At 52.9% G+C, this 23,938-nt stretch carries 22 protein-coding genes; 10 read left to right on the forward strand and 12 right to left on the reverse strand.

Translation table 11 applies throughout. From position 1 onward, the window contains the following. Position 1: 1 nt before the first annotated feature. Positions 2-895 (reverse strand): 1-aminocyclopropane-1-carboxylate deaminase/D-cysteine desulfhydrase, encoded by an 894-nt coding sequence (locus tag B156_RS0114880; RefSeq protein ID WP_018620540.1) that lies wholly within the window; start codon positions 893-895, stop codon positions 2-4. A gap of 46 nt (positions 896-941) precedes the next feature. On the opposite strand from B156_RS0114880, the gene B156_RS0114885 reads away from it, so the two are divergent. From B156_RS0114885 to B156_RS0114900, 4 genes are all read left to right on the forward strand, one after another. Then, the gene (locus B156_RS0114885) at positions 942-1,970 is read left to right on the forward strand and encodes an RluA family pseudouridine synthase (protein ID WP_018620541.1); all 1,029 of its coding nucleotides are present in this window, start codon (positions 942-944) and stop codon (positions 1,968-1,970) included. Positions 1,971-2,064: 94 nt separating this feature from the next. After that, positions 2,065-2,517 (forward strand): GNAT family N-acetyltransferase, encoded by a 453-nt coding sequence (locus B156_RS0114890; RefSeq protein WP_018620542.1) that lies wholly within the window; start codon positions 2,065-2,067, stop codon positions 2,515-2,517. 113 nt (positions 2,518-2,630) lie between these two features. Further along, complete coding sequence (locus B156_RS0114895) at positions 2,631-4,874, forward strand: transglycosylase domain-containing protein (RefSeq protein WP_018620543.1); 2,244 nt, start codon at positions 2,631-2,633, stop codon at positions 4,872-4,874. A gap of 23 nt (positions 4,875-4,897) precedes the next feature. After that, on the forward strand, positions 4,898-5,269 hold the full coding sequence (locus B156_RS0114900; protein ID WP_018620544.1) for a hypothetical protein: 372 nt from the start codon (positions 4,898-4,900) through the stop codon (positions 5,267-5,269). A 100-nt stretch (positions 5,270-5,369) separates the two neighbouring features. Here B156_RS0114900 and trmD read toward each other — a convergent pair whose 3' ends face one another. The 3 genes from trmD to B156_RS0114915 form a co-directional block, all read right to left on the reverse strand. Continuing rightward, on the reverse strand, positions 5,370-6,044 hold the full coding sequence (gene trmD / locus B156_RS0114905) for a tRNA (guanosine(37)-N1)-methyltransferase TrmD (protein WP_018620545.1): 675 nt from the start codon (positions 6,042-6,044) through the stop codon (positions 5,370-5,372). Beyond that, positions 6,034-6,660, reverse strand: a complete 627-nt coding sequence (gene rimM / locus B156_RS0114910) for a ribosome maturation factor RimM (RefSeq protein WP_018620546.1) — start codon at positions 6,658-6,660, stop codon at positions 6,034-6,036. Before rimM ends, trmD begins: the two co-directional genes overlap by 11 nt. Positions 6,661-6,787: 127 nt before the next feature. Further along, positions 6,788-7,603: a 30S ribosomal protein S16 gene (locus B156_RS0114915; protein WP_018620547.1), complete on the reverse strand. Its 816-nt coding sequence runs from the start codon at positions 7,601-7,603 to the stop codon at positions 6,788-6,790. 223 nt (positions 7,604-7,826) lie between these two features. Between B156_RS0114915 and B156_RS0114920 the strand changes: the two genes are divergently transcribed. The 3 genes from B156_RS0114920 to B156_RS0114930 all read left to right on the forward strand — a co-directional run bounded on the left by B156_RS0114920 (position 7,827) and on the right by B156_RS0114930 (position 10,266). Further along, the gene (locus B156_RS0114920) at positions 7,827-8,366 is read left to right on the forward strand and encodes a hypothetical protein (RefSeq protein ID WP_018620548.1); all 540 of its coding nucleotides are present in this window, start codon (positions 7,827-7,829) and stop codon (positions 8,364-8,366) included. Between the two features lie 304 nt (positions 8,367-8,670). Further along, entirely contained in the window at positions 8,671-9,147 is a 477-nt protein-coding gene (locus tag B156_RS0114925) for a RidA family protein (protein ID WP_026260843.1), read from the forward strand. A gap of 3 nt (positions 9,148-9,150) precedes the next feature. Further along, entirely contained in the window at positions 9,151-10,266 is a 1,116-nt protein-coding gene (locus B156_RS0114930) for a D-TA family PLP-dependent enzyme (protein WP_018620550.1), read from the forward strand. Between the two features lie 27 nt (positions 10,267-10,293). Here B156_RS0114930 and B156_RS0114935 read toward each other — a convergent pair whose 3' ends face one another. From B156_RS0114935 to B156_RS0114950, 4 genes are all read right to left on the reverse strand, one after another. After that, a complete protein-coding gene (locus tag B156_RS0114935; RefSeq protein ID WP_018620551.1) occupies positions 10,294-11,622 on the reverse strand; it encodes a M20/M25/M40 family metallo-hydrolase in 1,329 nt (442 codons plus the stop codon). A 243-nt stretch (positions 11,623-11,865) separates the two neighbouring features. Next, entirely contained in the window at positions 11,866-13,389 is a 1,524-nt protein-coding gene (locus tag B156_RS0114940; protein WP_018620552.1) for a tagaturonate reductase, read from the reverse strand. Positions 13,390-13,606: 217 nt separating this feature from the next. Next, positions 13,607-14,599 (reverse strand): sugar kinase, encoded by a 993-nt coding sequence (locus B156_RS0114945; protein WP_018620553.1) that lies wholly within the window; start codon positions 14,597-14,599, stop codon positions 13,607-13,609. 66 nt (positions 14,600-14,665) lie between these two features. Continuing rightward, a complete protein-coding gene (locus tag B156_RS0114950; RefSeq protein WP_018620554.1) occupies positions 14,666-16,042 on the reverse strand; it encodes an MFS transporter in 1,377 nt (458 codons plus the stop codon). Between the two features lie 176 nt (positions 16,043-16,218). Here B156_RS0114950 and uxuA point away from each other — a divergent pair, with 176 nt between their 5' ends. The 3 genes from uxuA (at position 16,219) to B156_RS29230 (ending at position 19,784) form a co-directional block, all read left to right on the forward strand. Next, a complete protein-coding gene (uxuA, locus tag B156_RS0114955; RefSeq protein WP_018620555.1) occupies positions 16,219-17,397 on the forward strand; it encodes a mannonate dehydratase in 1,179 nt (392 codons plus the stop codon). 68 nt (positions 17,398-17,465) lie between these two features. After that, on the forward strand, positions 17,466-18,878 hold the full coding sequence (gene uxaC / locus B156_RS0114960) for a glucuronate isomerase (RefSeq protein ID WP_018620556.1): 1,413 nt from the start codon (positions 17,466-17,468) through the stop codon (positions 18,876-18,878). Between the two features lie 9 nt (positions 18,879-18,887). Next, a complete protein-coding gene (locus B156_RS29230; RefSeq protein ID WP_018620557.1) occupies positions 18,888-19,784 on the forward strand; it encodes an alpha/beta fold hydrolase in 897 nt (298 codons plus the stop codon). Positions 19,785-19,851: 67 nt separating this feature from the next. Here B156_RS29230 and B156_RS0114970 read toward each other — a convergent pair whose 3' ends face one another. The 4 genes from B156_RS0114970 to B156_RS0114985 form a co-directional block, all read right to left on the reverse strand. After that, the gene (locus B156_RS0114970) at positions 19,852-20,826 is read right to left on the reverse strand and encodes an aldo/keto reductase (RefSeq protein WP_018620558.1); all 975 of its coding nucleotides are present in this window, start codon (positions 20,824-20,826) and stop codon (positions 19,852-19,854) included. Between the two features lie 295 nt (positions 20,827-21,121). Further along, a complete protein-coding gene (locus B156_RS0114975) occupies positions 21,122-22,399 on the reverse strand; it encodes a metal-dependent hydrolase family protein (RefSeq protein ID WP_018620559.1) in 1,278 nt (425 codons plus the stop codon). An 81-nt stretch (positions 22,400-22,480) separates the two neighbouring features. Continuing rightward, on the reverse strand, positions 22,481-22,912 hold the full coding sequence (locus tag B156_RS0114980) for a hypothetical protein (protein WP_018620560.1): 432 nt from the start codon (positions 22,910-22,912) through the stop codon (positions 22,481-22,483). 62 nt (positions 22,913-22,974) lie between these two features. Continuing rightward, the gene (locus tag B156_RS0114985; protein WP_018620561.1) at positions 22,975-23,430 is read right to left on the reverse strand and encodes a DUF4920 domain-containing protein; all 456 of its coding nucleotides are present in this window, start codon (positions 23,428-23,430) and stop codon (positions 22,975-22,977) included. Positions 23,431-23,938: the final 508 nt, after the last annotated feature.

The following is a 23,938-nucleotide window of genomic DNA, read 5'->3' on the forward strand; positions in this document are numbered from 1 at the left end:
GCTACCCCAACTCCCCACTCCTCCCCTGCAACCCGCCTGTATGCACGGCCACTACGGTAGCACCTTCCGGGAAATACCCGGTTCGGGCGAGGTCGTAGAGACCATACAGCATTTTTCCGGTGTATACCTGCTCCAGTAGTACGCCGGTTCTCTGCTCAAAATCCCGGATAAAACCCAGTAGTTCAGGCGTGGTTCGGGCGTAGCCTCCAAAGTGGTAATCCATTACAGGTAGCCATTTTTCGGGGTGTATCGGTTCCGGGAGTTTCAGGGCCATAAAGCCCAATACCGTCGTTCCGGGCGGGGCCGACTGTGCCAACCCGGCTACCGTACCGCCCGTACCCACCGGGCAACAAACGTAATCAGGGGCAAAACCAAGTTGAGTTATTAATTCCGGCACAAGTTCGGCTGTACCCCGGATGGCCAGTTCATTGGTGCCGCCTTCGGGCAGAACGTAGCAGGTCCCATACTGCTGCTTTAGTTCAATCAGACATTGCGAGTCGTCTTTGCGTTGGTAATAGGTCCGGCTTACAAAATGCAGGTGCATCCCGCACGACTGGCAAAAACTCAGCGTGGGGTTTAGCGGCTTACATGCCAGTTCGTCACCTCGCACGATACCGATGGTTTTGAACCCAAACACCTTCCCCGCAGCCGCTGTAGCGTACAGATGGTTCGAGTAGGCACCGCCAAACGTCAGCAGCGTGGATACTTCCTGCTCGCGGGCGGCCAGCAGGTTATATTTCAGCTTACGCCACTTATTGCCCGATACCAGTGGATGCAGCAAGTCGTCACGTTTCAATCCCACGCGGATAGGAACGGGTTCGGGAAACGGGTTCGTAAGCCAGTGAACCGGTGATTTCTGGGCCAATTGATCCCGCTGCCGGGCAAGTTCGTCCATAATCTGTATTTTTGCGGTTTGACTATAGGCTTACAAAGCTGAGAAAATGGTAGCGGAAATAGAAGACGAATTACCCGAAGACGACGAATTATACGAACATCACCGCATTGTGGTTGATAAAGGCCAGAGCCTGCTGCGCGTTGACCGCTTTCTGATGGACCGGTTGCAAAATGCCACACGCACCAAAATTCAGGCCGCTATCGATGCCGAGTCGGTTCGGGTGAATGGCAATCTGACGAAGGCCAGTTACAAAATAAAACCGTCGGATGTTATTACCATCTCGCTGCCGCACCCGCCCCGCGATACGGATATCAAACCCGAAAATATTCCGCTCAATATTGTCTACGAAGATGACGAGTTGCTGGTATTGAACAAACCGGCGGGTATGGTGGTGCATCCGGCTCATGGCAACTGGGATGGTACGCTGGTCAACGCGCTGGTCTATCATTTTCAGAACCTGCCTACCACCCGAAACGGGAATATCAGGCCGGGCCTGGTACACCGAATCGATAAAGATACGTCGGGGCTGATGGTAATTGCCAAGACCGAATTCGCCATGACGTATCTGGCCCGGCAGTTTTTTGAACACACCATCGAACGAACCTATAACGCGCTGGTCTGGGGCGTTCCCAATCCACCCGACGGTACCATTACGGGGTACATTGGCCGCAGCATAAAGGATCGGAAAGTACAGGTTATTTACGACGACGAAGCCAAGGGAAAATGGGCCGTTACCCATTTCAAAACGCTGGAAGAGCTGCGTTACGTAACGCTGTTGCAGTGCAACCTGGAAACGGGACGAACGCACCAGATTCGGGCGCACCTGAAACACATTGGCCATCCACTTTTCAATGATGCCATGTACGGGGGAGACCGTATTTTGCGGGGAAATCCGGTGGGCAGCTACAAAGCCTTTGTGGGCAACGCCTTTGCCCTGTTGCCCCGGCAGGCACTACACGCCAAATCGCTGGGTTTCACGCACCCCCGCACCAGGGAATGGATGCAGTTCGATTCGGATTTACCCGACGATTTTCAGTCGGCTCTGCTGAAATGGCAAAAGTATATAACTGACTGACGCAAATGAGTATATCGGGGCCACCCACGTATTGAGTATCTTGCGAACTCTACTTACTCAATCTATTATCTACCATTCTACTGCAAACAACTCTATGATTTCAATTCGTCCGGGTACCCTCGAAGATGTACCAGAAGCCTTTGCTTTAGTAAACGAACTGGCCGTTTATGAACTGGCTGCCGACCAGGTGACCAACACCATCGAACAAATGGCACTCGATGGTTTCGGCCCCAACCCGTTATTCGGGATGATCATGGCCGAGGACTCCGATAGTGAGAAAATTGTTGGTATGGCACTCTATTTCTTTCGCTATTCGACCTGGAAAGGCAAACGGCTTTATCTGGAAGATATCATCGTGACCGAAGCATTCCGGGGCTTTGGCGTCGGGAAACTGCTTCTGGATGCAACCATTGAAACAGCCCGTGAAACAAACTGCACGGGTATGATGTGGCAGGTGCTGGACTGGAATGAACCCGCCATTGGCTTCTACAAACAGTTTGGCACCCGCTTCGACGATGGCTGGACCAACTGCCACCTGGATTTTTGACCGGGGTATAGGACACCTAGCAAAGGGCATTGGGCGTAGAGGATGGAGACGCTGTACCCGTGCCCTTTTCCAACAAACCCCTATCTTTGCAGCTACGAGCATAGACAGTAAGCATGACGTATCGTCAACAGAAAGCCCTGCGTATAGCAGGCTGGGTGTTTTTAAGCCTTTTTTTGCTGGCTCTTGTCGGCGTAGGTTTCGCCTATATCAAGCGGGAGAGCCTGCTAAAAACGGCCCTCGAACGGGGCATTCGGAAAGCCAAACGCGATTATCAGCTCGATGTTCGTATTGGTTCAGCAAAATTTACCGGTTTAACTTCGCTGGCCTTCACGGATATTTCGGTTGTACCCGAAAAACACGATAGCCTCGCCCGTATTCGCCGGGTTGAGCTGGGCGTACGGTTCTGGCCCCTGCTGGCCGGAAAAATCGGCCTCTCAGGAATGACCCTCGAGAACGGGCTGATTCAGGTCGTAAAACGGGATTCGATCAGCAACATAGACTTCCTGCTGCATCGCAAACGGGATTCCACAGCCACAACGCCAACCGCATCCGAGAAAGCTCAGCGTACCAACATGGCCGATGTTGCCGAGAATTTGATTGACAATATCCTGTCTAAAATTCCCGACGACCTGAATGTCAGTAATCTGGAGTTTCGGGTCATGGACGACAATGATACCCTCAGTTTACTCACCCAAACGGCCCTGATTGATAACGGAGACGTTACCTCCACCATTAAATTGAATGGTAATCAGGCAACCTGGCACCTGACGGGAACTGCTGACCCCGGCGACAGGGAGTACGACCTGGCATTGTATGCCGAAGGGCAGAACGGCAGGCCGAAACCGATTGAAATTCCGTACATCGAAAACAAATATAACCTTAAAATACAGGCCGATACCCTGCGGGCCGAACTCCGGGATGTGGACCGTACGCGGGGGGAGTTCCGGCTGGAAGGAGCGGGTTCGGTGCGCAATCTACGTATCAACCACCCTGCCATTGCCCGCACAGACGTATTTGTGCCCCGGGCCGCCATTGATGCCAACCTGTTTGTCGGTGAAAATTACGTGGGCGTGGATAGTTCATCGACGCTGTACCTGGGTCAGGTCAGCGCACATCCATTCGTTAAATACACGCTGAAACCCGTCAAAATGTACGAGCTTGAGTTGCATACCGGTGCCATGAATGCCCAGGCATTATTCAATTCGTTTCCGCAGGGATTATTCGAGTCGCTGGAAGGCATGCAGGTGGCTGGCAAGCTTAAATATGATCTTGCTTTTCAGCTGGACACGGCGTTACCGGATTCCGTCAAATTTGAATCGGGCCTGACGGCCGATGGGTTCCGTATCCTGAAAATGGGGCAAACTGATTTTTCCGCCATAAATCGTCCGTTCAATTATACACCGTTCGAAAAAGGCAAACCGGTTCGCACCATTCGGGTTGGCCCGGAAAATCCGGATTTTGTCCCCTTAAATCAGATTACCCCTGACCTGCGAAACGCCCTCCTGACGTCGGAAGATTATACTTTTTTCACCCACAAAGGATTTAACGAAAAGGCTTTCCGGGTGTCGATTGCCACCAACTTCAAAGAGAAATCGTTTAAACGGGGGGCCAGTACGATTTCCATGCAGCTGGTCAAAAACGCGTTTCTAAGCCGCAACAAAACCCTGTCGCGAAAGGTAGAGGAGATTTTGATTGTCTGGCTAATCGAAAATGAACACATCGTTTCCAAAGAACGGATGTATGAAGTGTACCTCAACATTATTGAATGGGGACGCAACGTGTACGGCATTGGCGAAGCAGCCCGCTACTACTTTGCCAAAAGCCCGTCCAACCTGAACCTGGGCGAAAGTATCTTCCTTGCTTTCGTGGTACCCCGCCCCAAAGCGGCTCTAAACTGGTTCATTCCGGGCGGTACGCTTCAGGCGCGTGGTGTACGCGGGTATTTCAAACTGATTGGCCGCATCATGGCGAAGCGTGGCCTGACCGCGCCCGACTCCGGAGCCTATGGCTTCTACGATGTTCGGCTCCGGGAAGGACTCCGCCGGGAAGTGGCCCCGGTCGATTCGCTGTCGTTACCCGACAGTTTGATGACCGACCCGGTTGATATTGACCTGGATGAAGGAGAAGCGGGTATCGGCAACTTCTTCCGTCGGTTGTTTAAAGGAAAGAAAACGGACGAGAAACCAACTGATACGGAACAACCCACTGTGCAACCTGAACGGCCGGACAGAGCCCCGGGCGAACAACCCGCTCCCGCTGATACCGTAAAGACCCGCAAACAGCTCCGCCAGGAACGACGGGAGCAGAAAAGGCGGGAAAAAGCAGCCCAAGAAACGCTGGAAACTAGTAATCCCTAACGAGCATCAGTCATTAACCCCTTATGAAATCACTAGTCAGAATTGTATTGCTTGTCGTCATTTTAGGCGGTATTGCCCTGTTTGTTATCTCCCGGCAGAACAACACGTCCCTTTCAGCCTCAACCATCGACCTCTCCGTTGATTGTTCCGACGTGGAGAACGTGCTCGTTACCTCCACGGTCAACGTGGCCGTCCATAATTTGTCTACCCGTTCGCACAAGGACATATCCGTAAAGATTGTGGCCTTTGACGCAGCAGGAACGATGTTGAAAGAGAAATACACAACGTTTTCCCGAACGCTGGACCCAAAAAGTATTTTTGACAAGCCCGTTACATTGCCCGCCGAAACCAAACGCTGCGATTGCAAAATTGTGAGTTCGCACCCGGTGGATTAGTACTCATGGTGTCGGTTACGATAAACCAACACCACTAGCGCAGAACAGGGTTTCGGGTTTCAGTGCATCATCGGCCAAAACAGGCCGGTTCGGGAGCCTGTTACTCCAGTAGATCCGGCCTTCTTGTCCGCGTGCGTTCCAGGGCCTGTTCGTGCCGCCACGCGTCAATCTTAGCCTCATGCCCCGACAGCAGAATAGCGGGTACTTCGTGCCCTTCAAAATCGGCCGGGCGGGTGTAGACCGGGGGGGCCAGCAGATTATCCTGAAACGAATCCGTGAGAGCCGACGTCTCATCATTCAACACGCCAGGCAACAGCCGGATGAGGGAATCGGACAGGACACAGGCTGCCAGTTCGCCCCCGCTCAATACATAATCCCCAATGCTGATTTCCCGGGTAACGAACAGTTCGCGAACGCGCTCATCAACTCCCTTGTAGTGGCCGCACAGGATAATCAGGTTCTGCCGTAACGATAACGCATTCGCCGTTTGCTGATTCAGCCGTACGCCATCGGGTGTCATGTAAATAACCTCGTCGTAGGTACGCTCGCTCTGGAGAGCCCGAATGCAGCGGGCAATGGGGTCTATCTGCATCACCATACCGGCTCCTCCGCCAAAGGCATAATCATCTACCCGCCGGTGTTTGTCGACGGTATAGTCGCGGAGATCGTGTACCAACACCTCCACATAGCCACCCTGTTGCGCCCGTTGTAGAATGGAATGAGCAAAAAAGCTGTCCAGGAGCTTTGGTAGGCAGGTAATAATATCAATCCTCATCGGTATCATCCGGGGTTTCGTCGCCTTGATCGGCACTCCGCAGAGAGCTATCCCCTTCCGTTTCGGGTTTATCCGCGTCCTTCCCTTCTTCCATATAGATGGCAAGCAAGCCGTCGGGCAGAGCCACGTTCAGCTTCCGGGTGGCCCGGTCTACTGTCCGAACGATGTCGCTGTTGATAGGGATCAGTACTTCCTTATCGAGGTAATCCATCGCAATCAGGTCCTGGGCATTCATGGCGTATATGCCCCGTACAGTGCCCAGTTCGCCCGCTTCGGCATCAATAATCTGATACCCGACAATTTCATGAAAGTAAAAGCGGGTTTCGTCGGTAATGGGTTCCAGTTCATCCAGTGGCAGGAACGCCCCGCAATTGATGAGCCGTTCGGCCTGTTCCATGGAGTCAATATCCTCGAAGGCCACAATAGCCCGACTCCCCTTCACGATAGCAATCGACTCGATGAAATAGGGAATCAGTTCACCCCGTACCTCCAGCAGTACCGATGCCAGATCGGCGTACTCGGTGGGGGTGTCAACATCCAGAAAAAGCACCAGTTCACCATTGACGCCGTGCGTTTTGGTGATGTGGCCCAGTTGGTAGCAATCGTCTTTTGTCATAGATAGTGCGACTGAAGAGTCGTTATTGTTGGCGGCTTTCCACCGGGACACCGGCCGACCGCGTTATTCACAAAAAGAGCCTGTCCAGAAACGAACAGGCTCTTTCTTACCGATTTTGTCGTAAAAGTTAGTCTGCTTTGGGTTTTTCCTCAGCAGCCGCTTCTGGTGCCGGTGCTTCTTCAGCAGCAGCAACAGGTGCTTCTTCCACCGCTGGAGTCGCTGCTTCCGCTACGGGAGCGTCGGCTACTGGCTCAGGAGCCACTTCTTCCGCAACAGGTGTCGCTTCGGCCACAGGTGTTTCTTCAACAGCAGGAGCCTCTTCTGCTACGGGAGCAGCTTCAGCTACAGGAGCCTCTTCCGCTACGGGAGCGACTTCAGCTACAGGTGTTTCTTCAACAGCAGGAGCCGCTTCGGCTGCAGGAGCTTCGGCTACTGGCTCAGGAGCCACTTCTTCCGCAACAGGCGCTTCCACTACCGGCTCTTCTACCTTGTTCTTTTTGGCAATGGCTTCTGCACGAGCCTCGCTCACCTTCTTCTCAGTTTCCAGACGAGCGGCACGAGCCTGATCTTTGGTCTGCGATTTGGTGCCAGCTGCATCATCTTTACGGCCTTGCTTACCTTCCTGCCAGGTGGTGAACTTCTCGTCGGCCTGCTCCTGCGAGATGGCTCCCTTGTTTACACCCACCTGAAGGTGCTTGCGGTACATGATACCTTCGTGCGACAATACCGAACGCGCGGTATCCGTCGGCTGGGCACCAACCATGAGCCAGTAAACAGCCCGTTCCGACTTCAATACGACCGTCGATGGGTCGGTGTTGGGGTTGTACGTACCGATTTTTTCGATAAACCGGCCATCGCGTGGGGAGGTTGACTCCGCGATTACGATGTCGTACATCGCCATTTTTTTGCGTCCACGACGCGCTAAACGAATTTTAACAGCCATTTGTGCTTGTAAGTTTTGATTGGAGGACGAACCCCCTGCGTAAAACGTGGCCGCAAAGGTACGAAAAAAATGTGGTTTACTGTTTTGTATTTGAAAATGATTGGCTGAAAACCAGAACCTCACTCTTTTTACCGTTTACTAATTCATTGTCTGTGCTTATCTGTCAACCCTTTACATTCGGCTTAGTATTCAACTAATCACATCACGTTAAACAATCGTCTTTATGCAGCCCGTTTCCAAAGGAAGTGCCATTACTGTTCGTAAAATTGGTGACATCATCGTTGACCCCAGCAGACTAAAGGTTGACCCTAATCTCCTAAAAAAGCTGTTTCCTGCCACCTGTGCCGGCAATTTCTCCGGTCATTTTGCTACTGTCAAAAAGCAATCTGTGTCGGCCACACTAACTATATTACCTAATGACAACGATACGCTCAACAACCCCTCTATGGGCGATACCAGCGTTACGTTCAAAGCTGCGGATGGGGAACTGTCTAAGAAGCTGACTGACTGGCACCCTGACCTGGTTGTTCCACCGCACACAGTTGCCTACGCCCAGTTTCCAAACGTAAATTATTTCAGTGGAGGCTACGAAGGTATTTTGTGTATCGTTACAGCGGCCCAGAAAGTTCACCGCCTTTTTTTGAAACGTCCGGATGGCGAACATGTGTGGTACAGCGATATTACCATGTCATACTGCAAGAAAGACAAGTTGTTTTTATTGACCAGTTCGGGCTACACACTATCCGTAGACTTCGGTCTTTAATGGGCCGATAAGCCTGTTTGATATAATTACGTTGGTCAGTTTTCTCCCTGCTGCTTTAGGTCTCCCAGGCCAGCAGCAGGGCTTATTATTTACCTGCCACTAAGTGGCGCTTCACACAATTATAGCATCAGGGCTACGTGAGCTATTCGTTGATTCATGCATACCTGAGCAGCACAATGGTCATGGCCAGTCATTTCCCCGGGCTTCATAACAAACATTGAACCCCTTTACGAAGGATGTTAATACCCTATTTCCGTTAAGTTTGCACTCCATAAAGAACCAGAATTCGCAATTACCCCGTATTATGCAAGCTGACACCTTATCTCCCGAAGCGGCTTTTGCCAAATTGGGTCTTACCCTGCCACCCGCACCCCTGCCTCTGGGCGTGTACAAACCGTACCTTATCGACGGCAAGTATCTCTACTTATCGGGTCATGGACCCGTTCAGGCCGATAAAAGCCTGATTATTGGTCGCGTTGGCGACGATATGGATATGGAGCAGGGGAAACTAGCCGCCCGGCAGGTCGGCCTAACCATGCTGGCAACCATCAAAACCCACCTGGGTAGCCTGGACCGGGTAAAGCGCGTAATTAAAGTGCTGGGCATGGTGAACTGCACCGCCGATTTTGGCCGGCACCCGTACGTCATTAACGGATGCAGCGAACTATTCGCGGCCGTTTGGGGAATGGAGAACGGCATCGGTGTGCGGTCGGCAGTGGGAATGGGTTCGTTGCCCGACAATATTCCCGTCGAAGTAGAAGCCTTATTCGAACTGGTCTGAACCATGGAACAAAGACCCTGGTACTGGATCGACGATGTCGCCCGGCTTGATACCCCTGCTCTGGTCGTGTACCCCAATCGGGTAAGGGAGAATATTACCCGATTGGTAAACACCATCGGCGATGTGAACCGCCTGCGCCCTCACGTAAAGACGAATAAGGCGCGGGAGGCCAGCCAACTGCTGCTGGACGCGGGCATCCGGAAGTTCAAATGCGCTACTATTGCCGAAGCCGAAATGCTGGCGATGATTGAGGCTCCTGATGTGCTGCTGGCTTATCAGCCCAATGGTACCAAAATTCACCGGTTACTGGCCCTGATGGCAAAGTATCCCAGAACGCGGTTTTCGTGCCTGGTGGATAATAGTATCACGGCACGTGAACTGTCGCAGCAGGCCGTCAGCGATAATCTGGTCGTACCGGTTTATATTGATCTGAATGTGGGCATGAACCGTACGGGCATTGCCCCCGATACGGCGGTGCTAACGCTTTACGACGAGCTGAGTCAGTTAGCGGGCGTAAATCCGGTTGGCCTTCATGCCTATGACGGGCACCTGCGCAATCCCGACCTGGCCGCTCGAACTGCCGATTGCGATGCGGCTTTTCAGCCCGTGTACCAACTAAGCGAAGCCCTGTTGGCACGGGGATTTGCCGAGCCGGTTCTGGTCATGGGCGGCAGCCCTACGTTCCCGATTCACGCCCAAAGACCCGGTGTAGAATGCAGCCCCGGCACGTTTATTTACTGGGACAGGGGGTATCAGGATGGATTGCCGGAGCAGCCTTTTCGGCCAGCAGCCCTGGTGGTGGCACGGGTCATTTCGTTGCCCAACTCCGCAACGCTATGCATCGATGTTGGCCATAAGTCAGTGGCGGCCGAAGGGGTGCTAAGCGAGCGAATTACGTTCCTGAATGCGCCTGAACTCGTTGCTATCGGCCAAAGTGAAGAGCATCTGGTGGTGGAAGCGGGAGTAGGACACCCCTACCAGATAGACGATGTGCTGTATGGCCTTCCAAACCATATCTGCCCCACCGTGTCGTTGTACGAACGGGCCTATACCATTGAAAACAAACGCATCGCGGACGAGTGGTTAACCATCGCCCGCGACCGGAAGATTTCGGTATAAACAGGTAAGCTTTGCCGGAAGGGAATCCTACCGTGCTACACCGGCCTCGGTCAGGAGTAAGAGCAGAATCCGCTCCATACCCAAAACGCCCTTGTCATTCAGCCACCATTCGTTCAGTGAGTGGGCACCCCCGCCCGTACCCCCACTCCCGATGGTGATGGCCGGAACACCGTTGGCAATGGGGGTGTTGGCATTCGTAGAGCTGGCACTCAGCTTCGGTTCGGCCTGTAGGTATTTGGTTACGGCCATGGCCCGCTGAACCAATGGTGTAGTGGCCTCGGTTCGGCCCGACGGGCGGTCACCAACCAGTTTCACCTCCACCGTCAGGTCAGGCCCCCGGCGTTTCATAGCATTCTCCTCCTTGAGTGCCCGCTGAACAGCAGCCTGTAACATAGCATCAATCGTTTTCAATCGCTCAGGGCTTTCGGAGCGCATATCTACTTCCATCCGCGATTCGAACGGGATGGCGTTGACCGATGTGCCGCCCCCGATTACACCGACGTTATAGGTTGTTTTGATTCCCTGCCGGGTAAACTTATCCGCATCGACGGTAAAGTAGTAAATGGCCTTACCCAAAGCGCCGTGGGGGTTGGCAATCCCAAAGGCCCCGTAGGAGTGCCCGCCGGGGCCTTTGAACGTAATCCGGTAGCGGTGTGACCCCAGGCTGCGGTGGGTAATATTACTGATGCCCAGCCCGTCGACGGCAATGTAGGAATCGATTTTAGGGCCACCCGGCCGGAACAGATGCTTCACCCCGCGTAAATCGCCCAGCCCCTCTTCACCCACGGCACCAATGAACAGCACATCTGCGTCGGTCTGGATATTGGCGTGTTTCATTCCGGCCAAAACCGTCATGACGGCGGTAAGTCCGCGGGTATCATCGCCAATGCCGGGAGCATAGAGTGTATCCCCTTTTTGTTTCACCGTCACATCGGTTCCGGCGGGGAAAACGGTATCCAGGTGCGCTTCAACGACAACCGTTTTCTGGCCGGACCTGCCTTTCTTTTTAGCCAGTACGTTGTTGACTTCATCGATCCAGACCGAATCCGCACCAGCCTCTTTCAGCATGGCCGCGTAGGCTTTGGCGCGGGCCTCTTCTTTAAAAGGAGGAGCCGGAATTTCGGTCAGTGTAATCAGCGTTTTCTTTGTTTGTGGCTCCAGTTCGGCGAAGCGTTTGAAGGCCGCCTGTACGGCTGGCAGTTTGACCAATGCGTTCACTTCGGTTTGGTAGCGCTTATCAATGGGCACTACTTTCTTCGATTCTTCATCATCGAACTCTTCCTGAGCGAGAAGACTGTGACTGGTGGTGCCTACCAAGGCTACTGCAAGCAAAGCTGTTTTAAGGAGTTGATTCATCATGTTTACGTCTGTCCTAACTGGTAGCGTTTAAATAATCGAATGAACAGATAATCGTTCTTGTGCCTATTTATTTACCTGTTTTTGTTCGTGCAACCTATTTATATATTCTTCGGTGGGTGTATGCTGGTCTTTTTTCGTAACAGCTTGACGATAGGTGATTGTGCCTTGATTACAGAAACAGTTCCCGCCACATCTGAAGTGACAGGAACTGTTTACAAGACAACAATAAAAAGGCACAACCTACTGAGTAGTTAACTCCCCAAGTACCTTTCCAACGGTTTTTTCAACGCCCTGAGCCAGCATGCTGTTCAGGTTTGCGGCAACGGCCTCCGTAAAACCGGGCAATACGGCCAGATCAGTTTGCCAAAGTTTCTTATCGGATAATACGCTCTTCACGAAGGAATTCACGGTTGCGGGCGCATTCTTTTTTGTGGTTTTCCAGTCACCGTAGAAATACCCGGCTTTATCATCCCGGATGGGGTACGTTATGGTACCACCCTTGGGCAGCGTAATTTCCCCGAAAAACTGCCCGTTCTCTTCCTTAACGGCTTTCATAAACAACAGATAAGCCGCAAAGCCCAGGGCAATCAATTTGGGTACGGCATTGAACTGCTCGTAATACCGCTCAATGGTTGCCCCGTTACGGGCCTGCATTTTAGCCGTTTCCTGCAACGAGATATTCAGCAACAGATGGTCGAGGTTAGGGTTTCGGAACCGGTCGAGCACGTCGTGGGCAAACTGCTCAACGGCGGCTTTGTCCATACCGGGAATGCCATAATGCGGCACGGTTGGCACAATCTCATCCAGCATTAGCAACTCGATAAATTTGCTCATGAGGGGATGATTCATTTCATCAGCAACCGTTTCCAGACCCAGCAGGTAACCCAGCGGCATGGTTAAAGTATGGGAACCGTTCAGTACGCGAAGTTTTCGCTCCTTATAAAAATTGATATCTTCATCGATAATGACTTGCGGGGTACTGGCATCGGCAAAACTCAGCATCTGCTTCACCCGGTCATCACCCTCAATGGCCCAGAGATGGTAGGGTTCCGTAAAGGTGAGCAGGTCATCCTGATAGCCAGTTTCCTGTTGCAGTGCCTGTTTGGCTTCGTCGGTGGGGCGCGTTACAATCCGGTCTACGAGAGAGTTGCAAAACCGAACGTGAAATTTGAGCCACTTGGTAAAAAGCTTACCTAACTCATTGTGCTGAGCCAGTCGCTCCACGGCATCACGGAGGATCAGGCCATTATCCGTAACGAGTTCCGTTGGGACGACTATCATTCCTTTGGCCCGGGAGCCACCAACACTGCGAAATCGCTCGTAGAGGAACGACGTCAGTTTGGCGGGGAACGATTGAGGAGGGCTTTGGAAAATACTTTCCTCCACGTAGTTTAGCCCTACTTCGGTGGTATTGGAAATAATGATCTGCAACTTGGGATTCCGGGCCAGCATCAGGATCTCTTTCCACTGCGTTTTTGCCGCCATAACCCGACTGATGGCAGAAATAACGGTCGTTTCAGACACCTCCTTACCCTGCTGAATTCCCCGAACAGCCAGGGTGTACAGGTTGTCCTGTTCCGAAAACTCGTCGGTTTGGCTATCCGTTGATTTAACCACGACGATTGAGCCACCAAAACGCCCTTCCGAATTGGCCTTCTGTACCAAATAATCGGGTAAACCGCGCAACAGAACGCCCGTACCAAATTGCAGGATTCTTTCGGGAAGGACAGGTGCCGGGTGTGTCGAACGATTCAGTTTGGCCATAGTTGGAGTGGAGGGAGCTTTTGGAATACTCATTGGTTAATGGTCATTACTGTTATTGAAAAAATAAATTAGGGACGGACCGCCTATACTTCAGCAATATTACGAACTACTTGGCTAATCAGCGTCCTGATTCCATTGTATGGTTCGTATCAGGTAGTAGGCGCAAATCAGTAAAAAATACCCGTTGGTAAAGGCTATTGTTCAAAACAAGCTCATCTTATCGCCGTAATTTACCCGAACTGTCGCCACTTGCCAGGGTGTCAATTTCAGCTATACCGGCCAGATTCACGTCGCCGGGAATGGTATGTTTCAGGACCGACGCAGCTACCCCGAATTCAACGGCCCGCTGCAGGTCATTGAACGTCAGCAGGCCATAAATCAAGCCAGCCACATAGGCATCGCCCGTACCGATCCGGTCGGTGATAGGCTGGATATCGTACAGGGTAGACTTGTACACCGTATCGCCATCGAACAGCTTGGCCGACAGTTGATTATGCGATGCGCTGACCGAATTTCGCTTGGTATCGGTAATATACCGGACACTAGGAAACCGATTCATCATAGCGCGGCCTGCTTCCTGAAAGGAGCTGCCTACTACGCCGTATATCCCTGAAAAAAGGGTCTTACTACCCAGTACCAGCGTGCAGCCTTCCGTTAGGGCAGGCATGATCTCCTGCGGGGTACGGCCGTACTGCCACAGATTGGAGCGGTAAACGATATCGGCCGAAACAGGAATATTTAGTCGATTTGCCGTTTTGATGGCGGCCAGCAGACAGTCGGCGGCACCCTGCGAAAGAGCAGGTGTGATACCCGTCCAGTGAAACCAGTCGGCACCCTGCAATATCGGTTCCCAGTCAATCTCATCCGCCTGAATGCGTGAAAAAGCAGAATCGACCCGGTCATAGATAATCTGACTGGCCCGGCTCCCGGCCCCGGTTTCCAGAAAATACAGTCCTAACCGGCCATCGCCGTAGCGGATATGCTGCGTATCGACACCGTACCTGCGGAGGTATCCCGAAGCCGCCCGGCCCAGCGCGTGGTCGGGGAATCGGGTAACGTGAACCGTGTGGGCACCCAGCTGAGCCAGCGAGGCCGCTACGTTCGCTTCGGTACCACCGAAGTGCATAGTTAGGGAGTCGGTCTGAATAAACCGCTCAACACCCGGTGTACTGAGCCGGAGCATGACTTCGCCAAACGTGACAATTTTCATTTATTTTCGGAGTGTGACTGCTTCGAACCTGTTCGTTTTCGGTTCGGACCGGTCAATGTACGTTATTTACGGTCGGCCTGCTACAGACCAATACTCACTTTCATCCAGTTCCTCGGCCTTTACCGGATCTAGGGCTGGTAATACCAGATGAATAAGAATCAGAGCAATCAGGTAGGAGCAACTGGCAATAATGAACATGGGTAGATACCCGAATGCAGTGATGATGCGACCCGATAGCAGGGCCAGCAAAATGCCGCCTACTGCCCCAAACATACCTCCAATGCCAGTGACTGATGCAACCACGTTTTTGGGGAAGAGGTCCGACGCAAACGTGTAGGTGTTGGCTGCCCAGCCCTGATGGGCAGCTGTAGCCAGTGAAATCAGGGCGATGGCTACGGTCAGGCTGCTGGTTTGAGCGGCAAAAAATATTGGAACGACGCACAGCGCACAAATAAGCATGGTTGTTTTACGGGCCCGGTTTGCCGACCAGCCCCAGTTCATGAACTGCGTGGTGAGCCAGCCAAAGAAAACACTGCCCGCGTCTGACACGACGTAGATTATCAGGAAAGGTACGCCAAAACTTTTGAGGTCGAGTTTCTGGTCGAGGGCGTCGTTTGAATTAAAAAAATCGGGTAGCCACGACATGTAAAACCACCAGATAGGATCGGCCATGAACTTCCCGATGGCGAAGGCCCACGTCTGCTTGAACCCCAGCAGGCGGGTCCAGGACACTTTTCGGACGGGAATCTTATCGCTGTCACTTCGGATGTAGGCTAGCTCAGACGCCGACAGTTGGGGGTTGCGCTCTGGTTTGGTGTAGGTAAACCACCATAAAATAAGCAGGCCAAACCCCAGCAGACCGGTAACAAAAAATGAACTGCGCCAGCCAAAGTTAAGAATGAGGTACGGCACCGAAACGGCGGTTAGAATAATACCCACGTTGGTGCCGGCATTGAATAACCCATTAGCAAATGACCGCTCTTTCCGGGGAAACCACTCCGCCACCGTTTTTACGGCCGCTGGGAAGTTAGCCGACTCCCCCAGCCCCAGCGATGTGCGTGCCCAGCGCAAACCTGCCATGTTGCTCACAAATGAGGTCATCAGAGCCGATACACTCCAGAAAAAGATGCCCAGCGAGAAGCCCCGTTTGGTGCCAATTCGGTCGATGAGCCAGCCTGCCAGCAAAAAACCGATAGCGTAGGCAAACTTAAAAGCAGCATCCACGTCGCCGTATAATATTTTAAATCGGTCCGTTGCCTCCCGGGTCAGTACGGTTGGAATGCCATTATGGTCGGGGGGGATGTCGAGCATTTCCTTCCGAAACAACTCATCGGTCATGGTGAAGGAAAGCACCTGCCGATCAACATAGTTGATGGTCGTTGCCAGGAAAAGCAACGCAACAATGCGCCAGCGAAAGCGACCCGAAGTGGTTGGGGTTTGCAAAACAAATAAATACGTTTGGGGAGAAAAGCAGGAATAAACGCTTTTTTACTAACAAACAGGGTTCGACATTCTCCCGACTTCCGCAAGCAGGCGATTTAAATTGCCCGCTTGCGGAAGTCGGGAGAATGTCGGTCTTTTACTCACTTACGACTATTACTATTTACCCCTCTACATTTATGCTTGAACAAACCTGGCGATGGTTCGGTCCGAATGACCCCGTATCGCTTACTGATGTCCGGCAGGCGGGAGCCACGGGTATTGTAACGGCCCTGCACCATATTGCCAACGGCGAATCGTGGTCGGCCGATGAAATCAGTACCCGAAAAGCCTTAATCGAACGATCGGGCCTTACCTGGTCGGTCGTGGAGAGCATTCCGGTCCATGAGGCTATCAAAACGCGCTCCGGCGATTTCCGTCGCTACATCGACAATTACAAAGAATCCATCGTTAATCTGGCGCAGGCGGGTATCGACACAGTGTGTTACAATTTTATGCCCATCCTGGACTGGACACGTACGGATTTGGATTTCCGCATGCCGGATGGGTCGACGGGACTGCGGTTCGATGCGGCCGAGTTTGCCGCGTTTGAACTCTATATTCTGAAGCGTCCCGGTGCGGAGTACCTGTACAATGATGACCAGAAACGACGGGCGCGCACCAAACTCGATGGCATGACAGAAGCCGAAGTAACCCGGTTGACCAGAACCATTATTGCGGGTTTACCCGGTTCCGAAGCCAGCTACACCGTGGACCGGTTCCGGGAAGCCTTGGCGATGTACGCCGATGTGAGCGACCGCGAACTCCGGCAAAACCTGTATGCCTTCCTGCGCGAGGTGGTGCCCGTAGCCGAATCGGCGGGGGTTCGACTAGCCATCCACCCCGATGACCCACCATATCCAATCCTGGGTTTGCCACGCGTAGTGAGTACCGAAGCCGATGCCCGCGCGTTGCTGGCCGCCGTTGATTCCCCCGCTAATGGCCTTTGTTTCTGCACCGGCTCGTACGGCGTTCGGGCGGATAACGACCTCGTGGGTATGGCCGAACGGCTGGGCCCGCAAATTCACTTCGTGCACCTGCGTAGTACCCAGCGCGATGAAGACAACAGTTTTCAGGAAGCAAACCACCTGGAAGGGGATGTGCCGATGCCGGGCGTGATGCGGGCACTACTGGCCGAACAGAAACGCCGGATAGCGGAGGGCAGGCAGGATACCCGGCTTCCGTTCCGGCCCGACCACGGCCACCGGATGCTCGACGACCTGACAACGGGCAAGCGCACCAATCCCGGCTACACAGCCATTGGGCGGCTGCGCGGACTAGCCGAACTGCGCGGACTCATGGTAGGACTGAGCAGCTGACAAAGAGATAGTATTAAAAAACAACCATTTAGGCCGGGAGAAATGGCCCGGCGTTTACTTTTGTGGCTATGATAACACTTGCCCCTGCTCCTACTTTCCTGTCCGACGATTTTCTGTTGCAGACAGAAACGGCCCGTCGGCTATACCACGAGTACGCCCGGCCCATGCCGATCATCGATTACCACTGCCATCTGCCACCCGACCAGATTGCGGCCGACAAACAATTCGATACCATCACACAGCTCTGGCTGTATGGCGATCACTACAAATGGCGGGCTATGCGCACACACGGCATCAATGAGCGCTATTGTACGGGTGATGCCAGCGACTGGGAGAAATTTGAAAAATGGGCCGAAACAGTACCCTACACACTTCGTAATCCACTGTACCACTGGACGCACCTGGAACTGAAAAATCCGTTCGGTATAACCGACGTGCTTAACCCCGGCACGGCCCGGTCTGTGTACGATACCTGTAATGAGCAATTGCCGAATTTATCGGCCAGGGCACTGCTCCAGCATTTCGATGTGCGGGTGGTCTGCACAACGGATGATCCACTGGACTCCCTCGAACACCACAAAAAAATAGCCCAGTCGAATTTTGGCGTTAAAATCCTGCCTGCTTTCCGGCCCGATAAAGCGATGGCTGCGGAGGATGCCGTAGCCTTTCAGGCGTATGTACAAAAACTGGAAGCACTGACCAATAATGAAATCGAAACCCTGGCGGATTACCTCGACGCATTGAAATCCCGCCATGATTATTTTGGGGAGATGGGATGCCGATTATCAGACCACGGCCTGGAGCAGATTTATGCCGAGCCGTACACGGAGAGAGAAGTTAAGGATATATTCGATTTGCTGTACCGGGGGGTTGATGCCAATCCATCCGACGTGCTCAAATTCAAATCGTTTATGCTGGTGCAGTTTGCCGAATGGGACCACGAAAAAGGCTGGACGCAACAGTTTCACCTCGGTGCATTACGTAATAATAACAGCCGCCGACTGCGGGAACTTGGCCCCGACACGGGCTGGGACAGCATCGGCGATTTCCCACAGGCCGCTTCCTTATCCCGTTTTCTGGGTGGTCTGGATGATCGTGACCAACTGGCCCAAACGATCCTGTACAACCTGAACCCCGCCGACAATGAAGTGATGGCTACTATGATTGGCAACTTCAATGATGGCTCCGTTCGGGGAAAAGTTCAGTTTGGCTCGGGCTGGTGGTTTCTGGATCAGAAGGATGGGATGGAGAAACAAATCAACGCCCTTTCCAACATGGGGTTACTCAGCGCGTTTGTAGGAATGCTGACCGATTCGCGCAGCTTTGTTTCGTTCCCCCGGCACGAATACTTCCGGCGGATTCTGTGCAACATCTTCGGCAACGAAATTGAACAGGGCGAACTACCCAACGATGTAAAATGGGTTGGGCAGATTGTACAGGATATCTGCTACAACAATGCCGACCGGTACTTCGGATTTTAGGCTCACTCCGTGACGCACACGTTTGTTGATATCAATGGCCCCGTGGCTGGTGCAACGCCCGTTCGACTCCACGTCGTTCAGGCTGGACCGGACGCGGGGCCACTCGTTATACTGTTGCACGGTTTTCCGGAGTTCTGGTACGGCTGGACGCATCAGATTGCCGCCCTGGCCGAAGCTGGCTTCCGGGTGTGGGTACCCGACCAGCGGGGGTACAACCTAAGTGACAAACCCATGGGCGTGGAGGCCTATACTCTCGACGCACTGGTGGGAGACGTACTTGGGTTGATAAAAGCCGCTGGTCGGCAAAAAGCGATCATCGTGGGTCACGACTGGGGAGCCGTTGTGGCCTGGTGGACAGCGGTTTCGTTTCCGGAGCGAGTGGAGCGCCTGATCGTGCTGAATGGGCCGCACCCATCAGTCATGATGCGATTTGCTCTCCGCCATTCGGGGCAACTGTTGCGTAGCTGGTACATTGGCTTCTTTCAACTACCCTGGTTACCGGAAACCATTATTTCATGGGCAAACTACGCTACCCTGGCCCGTACCCTGCGCCGGAGCAGTCGGCCGGGGACATTTACGGAAGCGGATATACAGCAGTACAAAACGGCCTGGTCGCAGCCGGGTGCCATCCACTCCATGCTCAATTGGTACCGGGCTTCCCTCCGGAAACCACCCGCACCTCAATCTACAGAGCGGATTTTCGTACCAACGTTGCTGATCTGGGGTGTACGGGACCAGTTTTTGAAGCGGGAAATAGCACAACTCAGTGTGGATTACTGCAATAATGGGCGGGTTGTGTTTATCGAAAACGCCACCCACTGGGTGCACCATGAAGAGGCTCGGCGCGTAAATGAATTGATCCTTCAGGAGATCAACTCGTCAGGACACCCCTCCGTCGAATCGTAGCGCGACCGGCCCGCTATTAAACCGGCAACCGCACAATTCGACTGACGGGTTTTTCGTCTGACGTACCTCACATGCCCAATACCGGATGCGGATGGTACAGCTCTTCCAGATGGGCAACTTCGTCCTCGGTCAACTTTACCGACAAGGCTCCCACGGCATCCTCAATATGTCCTGGTTTACTGGCCCCAATGATAGGGGCGGTAATAACGGGTTTGGTCAGCATCCAGGCCAGCGCTACCTGAGCGGCCGGAATGCCCCGCTGCTCAGCAATATCGGTAACGCGGTCGGCAATAGTAAAGTCCGCTTCGCTATACAGTGATTTGCCAAAGGCGTCCGTGCGGGCCCGTTCGGTTTCATTCCGCTCCTTGCTGCGCCCACCGGTCAGCAGCCCCCGCGCCAGGGGCGACCAGGGAATAACCGCCATGTTCTGGTCGGCACAGAAGGGTAGCATTTCCCGTTCTTCCTCCCGGTACACCAGGTTGTAGTGCGGCTGCATGGATACAAAACGGGTCCAGCCGTGGCGGTCGGCCGTGTATTGGGCTTTGGCAAACTGCCAGCTATACATGGACGAAGCACCGATGTAGCGGGCTTTCCCGGCTTTGACCACGTCGTGCAGGGCTTCCATCGTTTCCTCAATGGGCGTGTTACTATCCCAGCGGTGAATCTGGTAGAGGTCAACGTAATCGGTACCCAAGCGTTTAAGGCTGGCATCAATGGCACTCAGGATGTGCTTGCGCGACAGCCCCCGGTCATTGGGTCCGGGGCCCATCGGGTTAAAAACTTTAGTAGCCAGCACGATTTCATCGCGCCGGGCAAAGTCACGCAGGGCACGGCCGACCACTTCTTCACTCATGCCATTCGAGTACACATCGGCCGTATCGAAAAAGTTGAAGCCAAGGTCCAGCGCTTTCTGAATAAACGGGCGGCTTCGTGCTTCATCCAGCGCCCAGGGCCAGCGCTCAGTTGGGGTGCCATAGGTCATGGTGCCCAGGCAAAGGCGGGATACAACCATGCCGGTGTTCCCAAATCGAATATAATCCATACGGTTGTTTGCTTGTGTTGACTAACCAGCTCCCGCCAAATTTGTTGCCCAGGTATATGGCAGCGTAGCCAGGTAGTGCGTAAACCAGCCGGGAAGGGGCCTCTGTACCAATGGTCCCTCCGTTCGTTATGTACCGGCCAACTGTTTTTGGCAGATGTTCGGGGTATGGTAGCCCGAAAAGCGATTTTCGGGGTGTAGTTGAGTTTACGAAAAAAAGGGCGAACACCAGACCTTGCAACCTGTTGTTCGCCCGGGCAGCACCAGATACGTCTGAAGCTGTTGCTATGGCCTGTGTTTACTGCTTATATACCTTCCCGTCTTTCATTACAAATTTTACAGCCTGTAAGGTTTTGATGTTCTGAATGGGATTGTCGTCGACGGCAATGAGGTCGGCAAATTTACCCGCTTCAACAGAGCCGATTTGCGTATCCATTCCCAGCAGTTTGGCGTTAGTCATCAGTGCGGCCCGGATGGCTTCTACCGGGGGCATACCCGCTTCCACCATGTACTCAAACTCTTTGGCGTTGTTGCCGTGAATGTACACGCCTGCATCCGTACCGAAGGCAATTTTCACCCCGGCTTTGTAGGCTTTGGCAAACGTGGCCTGAACTTTAGGGCCAATGGCCAGCGCTTTGGGCGTTACCAGCGGAGGGTAATAGCCAAAATGCCGGGCGGAATCGGCGGCAGTTTTGCCCGCAATGATAGTTGGGACGTAGTAGGTGCCGTATTTCTTGAACAACTCAATGGCTTCATCATCCATCAGGGTGCCGTGCTCAATGGTTTGAACCCCCGCCCGGATGGCCCGCTTCATGCCTTCGGCCCCGTGCGCGTGGGCAGCCACCGCAAAGCCGTAGTCTTTGGCGGCATCCACTACGGCCTTAACTTCCTCCTCCGTAAACTGCGCCCCCGATCCATCTTTGGCGTTACTCAGAACGCCCCCGGTAGCTGTAATTTTGATAAGGTCGGCGCCATCTTTGTACCGTTGCCGGACGGCTTTCCGGGCATCTTCGGGGCCGTTGATGACCCCTTCTGCCGGACCGGGATCGCCCATCAAATCTTTCCGATAGCCGTTGGTTGGGTCGGCATGCCCCCCGGTTGTGGCAATGGATTTACCCACGGTCAGGATGCGGGGGCCATCCACGACTCCGGCATTGACCGCATTCCGTAACGATACGTTAACGCCGGAGCCGCCCAGGTCACGAACGGTCGTAAAACCAGCCATCAGTGTTGTTTTGGCATATTGAGCCGCCTGATAGGCAACGTCGGCCGGGTTTTTGGTGAATCCGTCGATGGCACCACCCCGGCGTGTCTGACTTTCCAGGTGAACGTGCATGTCAATCAGACCGGGCAGCACGGTTTTGGCTTTCATATCCAACACCTTATCCTGACCCGATGCGGCTGTGTAGCCTTTCTGAACCGCCGTAATCTTGTTGCCTTCCACCACCACCGTCATTTGAGGCTGGAGCGTGTTTCCAGTACCATCGAACAGGTTCCCGCAGTGAATAAGGGTACGTTGGGCAAGCAGCGGAGAAGCCAGCAGCGACAGGCCAGCCAGCAGGTATAGTTTTTTCATCAATACAAGTTAGTTAGGTACAAAAAAGGCCGTAACGAATCGTTACGGCCCTGAAAATACGAAAAGACAGCAGAAGAAGCCTTATAATTTTGTCACCTCCACTACCGCCGACTTCGGCAGGTTCTGATTTGTGGTAGTTGAATAAGGAATAACATCCTTTAAAATCACCTTATACGTTTCGCTGGATAGCGTCACATTCGTTGAATCCTGCCGCTTCGGCGAACCGGCCATTACGCCAGGCTCCAGAATCAAACCTACCGTAGTGGAGTCGCTGCCTTTTGATAGCGACAGTTTGACCCTAGCTTGCCCGGCCCATATGCATATACCACCGGTGGGGCAGCGGCTATCCTGAATGGAATCAACCCGGACGGCAACGCCCGAACTCAGCCGCGCCGATTGATTCAGGCCGACCGATATCCGGTTTGTCGGTGCTAAATCAGATGATTTACAGGCGGCAAAGCAGAGTGTTCCAAGGATGAGTAAACCAGAAAGCTGTTTTGTTAACTGTACCATATTCTTTATTTCTTGTTTCTAATAAGGATGCCAGAAACAGAAAAAAGGTTGGAATCCCCCGCTTACTTTTTCACGATCACCCCATCCGCCACAAAGGAAAGGGCTTTTTCGGGTTCGGTAATCTTTTCTATTTCGGCTTTCGATTTTCCGGCATCCTTAGCATAATGACGTAATTCGTCTACGGGTGTTGTGGTGGTTTCGGCAGTCCCTTCCATCACAACCGTTTTGCCCACAATGTCTTTCGGAACAAAGAATCCGTAATCCCGGAACGAAACGCGCATCACCTGATTGTCAGCTGTTTTAACGTTCATCCAGCAGCCTTTTACTTTGCAAACTGACTCCACCGTGCCTTCTATTTTGGCAGGCATCTGGGTTTTGTTGGCCATTTTATCGGGCAATTGGGCGGCTGGGATAGCACCTTTTTCGGTAATTTTTTTACCGTGATAGCTAACCTCACTTTGGGCAAAAGCACCCAATGAAGCGGCAACAAGTAGGGTTGATAACAGAAACTTTTTCATCGGTTTGTACGCTGGTTGTTAAAGTGAGCAGGACGACTGGTTTGATACAATCACTAACATCAGTCGAACATAACAGTAGCCAAAAATACTAAAATTCACCCGTATTAAGCCATCCCCGTTAGGAATAGACGGAACTGTCAATGAAACAGGTTTACGAATCGACAGCTTGGTCCGCGTAATACACACCCGGTCGGCGATTTCAGTCAGCGGCCACCTAACTGTTCTTCTAAAACGAGACGTTGTCCTTCGGCGGAACCGGAATTCTCATATTAAGCTGGATCGTACTTTACGGCTCGAAATAACTAAAAACGAGCGCGACACGGGCAGTATGAGAACGAAAATCTGGCCGTCATTGGTAACAGCAGCCAGAATACTTAAACTTTACCATACCCTTTTTCATAGCGCGTACCCTTGAGCATGATGTAAATATTGCTGTGAAGGAACATTTACACACTTTCTTACAACTGACCTATCTAATTGATTTGCGTCAAACAGGGATACGTGTAAT

It is taken from the genome of Spirosoma luteum DSM 19990 (assembly GCF_000374065.1).
GTDB classification, from domain to species: domain Bacteria; phylum Bacteroidota; class Bacteroidia; order Cytophagales; family Spirosomataceae; genus Spirosoma; species Spirosoma luteum.

Bases quoted from the DNA above. Each gene is read 5' to 3' on its own strand.
- B156_RS0114880 (WP_018620540.1), bottom strand. From the start codon at position 895: ATGGACGAACTTGCCCGGCAGCGGGATCAATTGGCCCAGAAATCACCG.
- B156_RS0114930 (WP_018620550.1), top strand. From the start codon at position 9,151: ATGGAACAAAGACCCTGGTACTGGATCGACGATGTCGCCCGGCTTGAT.
- B156_RS0114970 (WP_018620558.1), bottom strand. From the start codon at position 20,826: ATGGATTATATTCGATTTGGGAACACCGGCATGGTTGTATCCCGCCTT.
- B156_RS0114900 (WP_018620544.1), top strand. From the start codon at position 4,898: ATGAAATCACTAGTCAGAATTGTATTGCTTGTCGTCATTTTAGGCGGT.
- rimM (WP_018620546.1), bottom strand. From the start codon at position 6,660: ATGACAAAAGACGATTGCTACCAACTGGGCCACATCACCAAAACGCAC.
- B156_RS0114975 (WP_018620559.1), bottom strand. From the start codon at position 22,399: ATGAAAAAACTATACCTGCTGGCTGGCCTGTCGCTGCTGGCTTCTCCG.
- B156_RS0114935 (WP_018620551.1), bottom strand. From the start codon at position 11,622: ATGAATCAACTCCTTAAAACAGCTTTGCTTGCAGTAGCCTTGGTAGGC.
- B156_RS0114945 (WP_018620553.1), bottom strand. From the start codon at position 14,599: ATGAAAATTGTCACGTTTGGCGAAGTCATGCTCCGGCTCAGTACACCG.
- B156_RS0114925 (WP_026260843.1), top strand. From the start codon at position 8,671: ATGCAAGCTGACACCTTATCTCCCGAAGCGGCTTTTGCCAAATTGGGT.
- B156_RS0114890 (WP_018620542.1), top strand. From the start codon at position 2,065: ATGATTTCAATTCGTCCGGGTACCCTCGAAGATGTACCAGAAGCCTTT.
- B156_RS0114980 (WP_018620560.1), bottom strand. From the start codon at position 22,912: ATGGTACAGTTAACAAAACAGCTTTCTGGTTTACTCATCCTTGGAACA.
- uxaC (WP_018620556.1), top strand. From the start codon at position 17,466: ATGATAACACTTGCCCCTGCTCCTACTTTCCTGTCCGACGATTTTCTG.
- trmD (WP_018620545.1), bottom strand. From the start codon at position 6,044: ATGAGGATTGATATTATTACCTGCCTACCAAAGCTCCTGGACAGCTTT.
- B156_RS0114940 (WP_018620552.1), bottom strand. From the start codon at position 13,389: ATGGCCAAACTGAATCGTTCGACACACCCGGCACCTGTCCTTCCCGAA.
- B156_RS0114915 (WP_018620547.1), bottom strand. From the start codon at position 7,603: ATGGCTGTTAAAATTCGTTTAGCGCGTCGTGGACGCAAAAAAATGGCG.
- B156_RS0114920 (WP_018620548.1), top strand. From the start codon at position 7,827: ATGCAGCCCGTTTCCAAAGGAAGTGCCATTACTGTTCGTAAAATTGGT.
- B156_RS0114885 (WP_018620541.1), top strand. From the start codon at position 942: ATGGTAGCGGAAATAGAAGACGAATTACCCGAAGACGACGAATTATAC.
- uxuA (WP_018620555.1), top strand. From the start codon at position 16,219: ATGCTTGAACAAACCTGGCGATGGTTCGGTCCGAATGACCCCGTATCG.
- B156_RS0114985 (WP_018620561.1), bottom strand. From the start codon at position 23,430: ATGAAAAAGTTTCTGTTATCAACCCTACTTGTTGCCGCTTCATTGGGT.
- B156_RS0114895 (WP_018620543.1), top strand. From the start codon at position 2,631: ATGACGTATCGTCAACAGAAAGCCCTGCGTATAGCAGGCTGGGTGTTT.